Origin of the sequence: Limnohabitans sp. DM1 (assembly GCF_001269385.1) — a bacterium.
In the GTDB taxonomy this organism is placed as follows: domain Bacteria; phylum Pseudomonadota; class Gammaproteobacteria; order Burkholderiales; family Burkholderiaceae_C; genus Limnohabitans_A.
The window spans coordinates 21,668-28,116 of the sequence record NZ_CXOO01000035.1; the positions used below are offsets into that span (position 1 = coordinate 21,668).

At 54.1% G+C, this 6,449-nt stretch carries 4 protein-coding genes; 1 reads left to right on the top strand and 3 read right to left on the bottom strand.

Annotated elements, in window-relative coordinates; translation table 11 throughout:
- Window positions 1-8 precede the first annotated feature (8 nt).
- The 3 genes from AMM33_RS14305 to AMM33_RS14315 are packed head-to-tail and all read right to left on the bottom strand — an operon-like array spanning window position 9 to window position 3,056.
- Window positions 9-668 carry a response regulator transcription factor gene (locus AMM33_RS14305; protein WP_090141981.1) on the bottom strand — a complete coding sequence of 220 codons (660 nt, stop codon included), beginning with the start codon at window positions 666-668 and terminating at the stop codon, window positions 9-11.
- Window positions 665-2,254 carry a sensor histidine kinase gene (locus AMM33_RS14310; protein ID WP_194945469.1) on the bottom strand — a complete coding sequence of 530 codons (1,590 nt, stop codon included), beginning with the start codon at window positions 2,252-2,254 and terminating at the stop codon, window positions 665-667. The genes AMM33_RS14305 and AMM33_RS14310 overlap by 4 nt, the downstream gene beginning before the upstream one ends.
- Entirely contained in the window at window positions 2,238-3,056 is an 819-nt protein-coding gene (locus AMM33_RS14315; RefSeq protein WP_194945470.1) for a hypothetical protein, read from the bottom strand. Before AMM33_RS14315 ends, AMM33_RS14310 begins: the two co-directional genes overlap by 17 nt.
- A 145-nt stretch (window positions 3,057-3,201) precedes the next feature.
- Between AMM33_RS14315 and AMM33_RS14320 the strand changes: the two genes are divergently transcribed.
- On the top strand, window positions 3,202-6,449 hold a 3,248-nt coding region (locus AMM33_RS14320; RefSeq protein WP_228768141.1), incomplete at its 3' end, for a tandem-95 repeat protein.

A 6,449-nucleotide genomic window follows, 5' to 3' on the forward strand; every position in this document is an offset into this window, starting at 1 on the left:
GTGAAGGATCACTTGTTTGGTGTCATGGGGAAGGGGGTTTGCCCACCCATGAGGGTGAAGCGTTCGTGCATTTGAGCCAGTTCAAGCGCAGAAGATTTGCCCATTTTTTTCAAGATATTGGCGCGGTGAGTTTCAATCGTGCGCACGCTGTTTTCCATCATTTGCGCAATTTCACGGTTGGTTTGATTGCTCAATATTTTGCTGAATACCAAGCTCTCATGGGGCGTCAGAGACTGTAGCTTGGCCAGGTGCAGGCGCTTGAAAACGTGGTCAGCGATCTTCGCGTTGGATGCCTTGCTTGCTGCCTGCACTTTTTCAAGCAAGCCCATGGGGTCGAATGGCTTGGTCACATAGTCGAATGCGCCTGCCTTCATCAAACTCACGGCCATCGACAGGTCGCCGTGGCCTGTCATGAAAATCACAGGCCATGGAAAGTTTTGACTTTGCATGAGCGCAAACAGCTCGGGTCCTGACATGTCGGGCATGCGAATGTCCATGAGCACGCAGCCAGGCTCCTCAAGCGTCCCGCTGAGGTCGGGATAGCTTTGGATGAACTGAGCGGGCGACTCGAAGCATCGAACGCTGTCAGCCCCCGCCGATGTGAGCAATACCTTCAGGCTTTGCGCCAACTCGGCATCATCTTCAATGACAAAAATATGAGAACTCATGAGGAAGTGGTCTTTTCACTCGGCTTATCCATCAGTGGCAAGCAGATCAGGAAGCAAGCCCCCCCGGGGCTGTTGGATTTCAGGGTCAAACGTCCGTTCAGACGTTCAATGACTGAACGGCATAACTTCAAACCAATGCCCAGTCCCTGGGGCTTGGTGGTGAAGAAGGAGTCAAAAATTCGCGGCACATTTTCGGGCTGAATGCCGGGGCCGTTGTCTGCCACTTGAATGTGCAACATGCCATGCTCACCCTTGACGTGAATACGAATGCGCTTGCCATTCTTGGTGATGCTGTCCAGCGCCTGAATGCTGTTTTTGACCAGATTCAAAATGACTTGTTCAAACAAAATTGGGTTAAGCAGGGTGCGCCAGTGGGCATCACACTGAATTTGCAAAGCCACTTGATGCTGTGAACACAGCCAGCGCAGATGTGGCGCAAGCCGGTAAAGCAGGTCCTGTAAGCCAACTTGCGCAACATCCATGGGCCCCGGTTGCGTCATGCCACGCACGGCCACCAGCACCTGCGCTGCGCGTTGGCTTTGCTCCTGAATTTTTTCCAGCAAAGGCAGAACTGGGCTGTGCATGTCATGGCGCTGCAACTGCAACTGACCTGCTGCCGCGTAATTGGCAATGGACGTCAGGGGTTGGTTGATCTCATGCGCCAGGCTGGCAGACATTTCTCCCAGCATGCTCAGACGACTTTGTTGCTCCAGCAGGCGCGATTGCTTTTGCAATTGAGCTTCTGTTTTTTGGCGAAACTGAAAGTCTCTCCAATGCAAAAAAAACAAGATGAACACCATCAGCGTCACGGCAAAGAATGCCGGGCGCAAGGCGGAAAGGACGTCCAGCATCGGGTCAGCAGATTTGAATTGCAAGGACCACAGGCCTTCCCACTCTGGAAAATTCAGGATGTACCGGGAAACATCCTTGGACGTGGAGGCCTCGTAGGGAATGACCTCGGCCGTCAATGACTTGTCTGTGGACGCGCTTGCCTCCTGTGTCCATGCCAGTGTGTCCAGGGTCAACGCGTAAGCGACAGAAGAAGTCGCGCTGTGCGGTATGAACAAATCGACCACTGATTTGTCTCGCAGTTTGTAAAGGGCGCTGTAAGTCGACGTTTGCAGCTCCAGGGCATGAGCCAGTGAAATCTGGTTGAGTGGCTTGAAGTTTGGGGCCTCAGCGGCAACATCCGAATCCGTACTGTTGACCAAGACCTTGAGCACACGCGCCTGTTCGTCAATCAGCTGAACACTGTGTACATGGGGGGAGTTTTTGAGCCACTGGCGAGCGATTTTCTCAAAATCTGCACGAGGATTGCCGGAGGCTGATACGGCTCGGGCGTAGTGGGTTTGCATGGCATCCAGCCGCGCCAGCAATTGTTGTGCGACATGCAATGCGCTTTGATGTGTGCGCGTTTGCAAGTCGTTGGAGATGGCTTTTTCAATCCACCAAGGCGTGATGACCAGCATGAGCAAACTCAAGCAGGCCAGCCAAAGTCCTCCCGAACGAGACATCCAGTTGTTCGCTGCATCACGAATCCGTGTCCAAAAATTTGGCTCACGCAAGTGCTCATTGTGCAGGAGCATGGGGGAGCAAGGACCTGAAAACGGCGGGGGCATCCACCAAGCTTGGCCACAGGAAATTTGTCTCTGTGTCCCACAACTTCACGGTGAAGCCTTGTCGAACGCAGCCTTGGTCTTCCAGCTTGGCGAACTGCTCGTACAAGTGAAGTCTCTGACGGGCAGCGGACGCCAGTTTTTGCATGTCTCGTGCGGCCAAATCCAACTTTGATCTGTCATCCTGGTAGCCCTCGCAGGCAAAACCCAAAACCTTGAATTGAGTGAAATACCTGCAGTGACTGTGACTTGAAATGCGTGAATTTTGAGAGAAATGGGTGGCAATTCCTTGCAGATTGGATTCCACGTTGACCAGTTCGGCATGTGCTTTTTCAGTTTGACGGGTCAACCAGTCGCTGCTTTGGCTGGGCGCAGAGGGCTGCGCAGCATGGCCATACGTGCACAGGCGCTGCAATTTGTTGAAACCATTTTGCAGTTCATACGTGGCTTGTGACGCTGCCCGCAGCTTGCGGGTCAATTGACTTGGCAAATCCACCAAGGTGGCAGAACTTTGCGTCGAATCCTTGGGAAGCAGGGCCGTTGGCTCGGTTTTGGATGCCCATGCCAATGAGCAGTGACTGGCGGTTGCCAGCAACACTGCGCCTAGAAAAAATGGGTTCATGAGACGGACTTCCATGTGCATGAGTGTATTTGTTGTGTTTGTTGGTTTTGTGTCTAAAATAAAATTTTCTACAAATTTATATTTTAAAAATGAGCGTTTGCAACCGTCTTCTGCAAATTTTTGATGGAAATTAATAAATTTGAATACCAAATGCTGAATAAACTTAAAAAAACAATCTTATGCAATTTGTAAAAAATTCTGCGGAAACTACTGAAGACGCTTTAAACATGTTAGTATTTGGCCTTAGACGACAATATTGACAAAAAAGATCATCCTCGAAATTGAAAGCATAGTCTTGAATTCGCCCAAAAGCTCATCTGTTTTGCAAGTCAAAACACTGCGCACTCTGATGCAGAAGGCCAGGGCTTTGTTGCGTGTGGCCAATGCAGATGTCACCCGTGCGAGCTTGCAAGTTGCGCTTTTGTATTTGTTTGCGGAGCATGTCAAAGCTCAAAGTGCTCATCTCCATGCCCCAGCATCTGAGCAAGAAGCCGAAGAACTGCTGACTGAAGATGAAGGCATAGAGCCGACTGCCGATCAAAGCGAAGAAGAGTTAGACCCCGAGCAAGCTGCGGCGCAACTGCGTGCCCTGATTGATGAAGAGTTGGCCGTCACAGCTCAGGCCAGAGGCATTGACCCCGAGCTGCAACTTGCCATGGAGCAAGAGGCTCAATCGGCGCAGAGCCAGTCCTCTTCGTCAAGCAACCAGCAGGCCAATGCAGGTTCAGAAGGTGCCGCCAAAGGCTTTGAATGGACTGACCTCAAGATTGGCGAAACAGGTTTTTCGCCTTTCGTGGTCATGGGTGGCGGCTTTTTGTTCAACTCCTTGCTCGCTGGTGGTGGCCCAGCCGCAGTGGTGGCCAAGGCTGTTTTGTATGCCAACGGTATCGTGGCTGATGGCTATATTTCAGGCGCCATCGTCAAGCTCCTTGATGCCGACCGCAAAGTCATTGCTTCGACCACCACGGATGCTTTTGGTCGCTACACATTTGACGAGGCATTGCTCAAGCAAGCCAGCAAAGTGGTGGCATCGGGTGGTGTGGACACCTCCACCGGCCTGAAATTTGAGATCGAACTGAGCGCGCCTTCTGGCGCCACCGTCATCAACCCGCTGACCACACTGGTCCAGAGTTTCATTGAAGCCAATCCCGGCATGTCTGCGGCCAAGGCCATGCAGGCCGTGCGCACGGCCCTGGGTATTCCAGACAGCCAAGACTTGCTGACGCTCGATCCGATTGCTGCTGCCATGTCGGGCACTGCTGAGCAAAAAAGCCTGGCTTTGGCACTGCAAATCAAAGCTGCGCAAGTGGCCAATTTGCTCATCACGGCATCATCTGCCATGAATGCCTTGCCTTCTGGGCCTTCGATCCAGGATGCGATGAGGGAAGTTCTCGTTGGCCTTACTAAGCAAATCGCCAACGTTGCAAGCGGAGCGCAAAAGCCCTTTGCACTCAATGATGTGTCCATCATCTCCTCGGTCACGAGACTAAAGGGTGATGCCGTTTTGCTGATCGCAGAAGGCAACACCTTCAGCGCTGACTCTTTGGACGGCATTTACGAATTCCAAAAGCTTGTCCAGGATGACCTGTCGAACATCTTGAGCCTGGGCGGCACCATGTCCGCAGAGGCACTTCAGAGCCTGACTGCGCTGCTGAAGTTTGTTTCGCAAGGCAATAAAGTTGTCGACTTCAAACTTGCGCCTTTCAGCGACACTAGTCTCAATGGCTCGGCCTTGCTCACCCATGTGGCCGATCCCTCTGTTCGGATTGATTTGAAGCCACTGGCCAACACGGTCAAAGTGGGCGATACCATCCAACTGACGCAAGAAGGCCGTGAGCCCACAACGGTCATCGTGACGCCCGAAGACGTAGCCCGTGGCTACGTCGACATCAAACTGCCGACCTTCACCCAAGATGGTTCAGCCACCATCACGGTCACTGTCACGGATTCGCAGACACAAAAACCCGTGGCCTCTGGTGTTGCGGCCATCACCTACGACAGCACAGTCAGTACCATTGGCGCCAAGATTGCCCCTCATACGGATCCCGTTGGAGGCGCTGGCAAACCCAATGTGATGATCACGGTCACGGGCCTCGAAGCAGGTGCTGTTTGGCAGTACAGCCTCGACAACGGGAAAACATGGAGTGCCCAGATTTCTGGCCCCTCAACGCCTGTTGCAGCGCCGCAGGGTGCATTTGTTCTGACACTGCGCCAAATCGACAGAGCGGGCAACGAGTCGGCGCCATCCCAAATCAAATTTGAATACAGCGCAGGCAATTTTGCACCCGCTTTGACAGGTGCCAAGGCGGTCCTGGTGGATGGCGTCGAAGACCGCTCCACGATCATCAAAGCTTCGGATTTGCTCCAGGGCTATTCAGACGCAGAAAACCAAAAACTCAGCATCGTCAACCTGACAGCCAAAGGCGATGCTGGTCTTGTGATTCAAGTTGTTGCCAACAATGATGGCACGTACACCCTGACGGCTCCCGCCAACTACAACGGCGCTGTTGTCCTGAGCTATGGCGTCAGTGACGGCGTGGCGGTGACTGCGGCAACTCTGCAGCTCAACATCACGGCTGTTAACGATGTCCCCGTGGCCACAGCGGCCACAGCCGCAGTCACCGAAGATGCCAGCGTCAGCGGCAGCGTTTCTGCCACAGACGCAGACACAGACGAAACAGCCAGCCTGACCTATGCACTGACTGCCGCTGCGCCAGAGGGCCTGACCTTCAACGCCGATGGCAGCTACAGCTTTGATGCTTCCAGCTACGACGGCCTGGCTGAAGGCGCAACGCGTGTCATCACCATCGGCTACATCGCCACAGACATCCATAACGCAGCCTCAACAGCCGCCAACTTGGTGATCACGATCACTGGCACCAACGATGTGCCCGTGGCCACAGCGGCCACAGCCGCAGTCACCGAAGATGCCAGCGTCAGCGGTAGCGTTTCTGCCACAGACGCAGACACGGACGAAACAGCCAGCCTGACCTATGCACTGACTGCCGCTGCGCCAGAGGGCCTGACCTTCAACGCCGATGGCAGCTACAGCTTTGTCGCCTCCAGCTACGACGGCCTGGCTGAAGGCGCAACGCGTGTCATCACCATCGGCTACATCGCCACAGACATCCAGAACGCAGCCTCAACAGCCGCCAACTTGGTGATCACGATCACTGGCACCAACGATGTGCCCGTGGCCACAGCGGCCACAGCCGCAGTCACCGAAGATGCCAGCGTCAGCGGCAGCGTTTCTGCCACAGACGCAGACACGGACGAAACAGCCAGCCTGACCTATGCACTGACTGCCGCTGCGCCAGAGGGCCTGACCTTCAACGCCGATGGCAGCTACAGCTTTGATGCTTCCAGCTACGACGGCCTGGCTGAAGGCGCAACGCGTGTCATCACCATCGGCTACATCGCTACAGACATCCAGAACGCAGCCTCAACAGCCGCCAACTTGGTGATCACGATCACTGGCACGAACGATGTGCCGACAATCACCAGCAACGTGCAAGCAGGCACGGTCAAAGAAGACGAGACGCT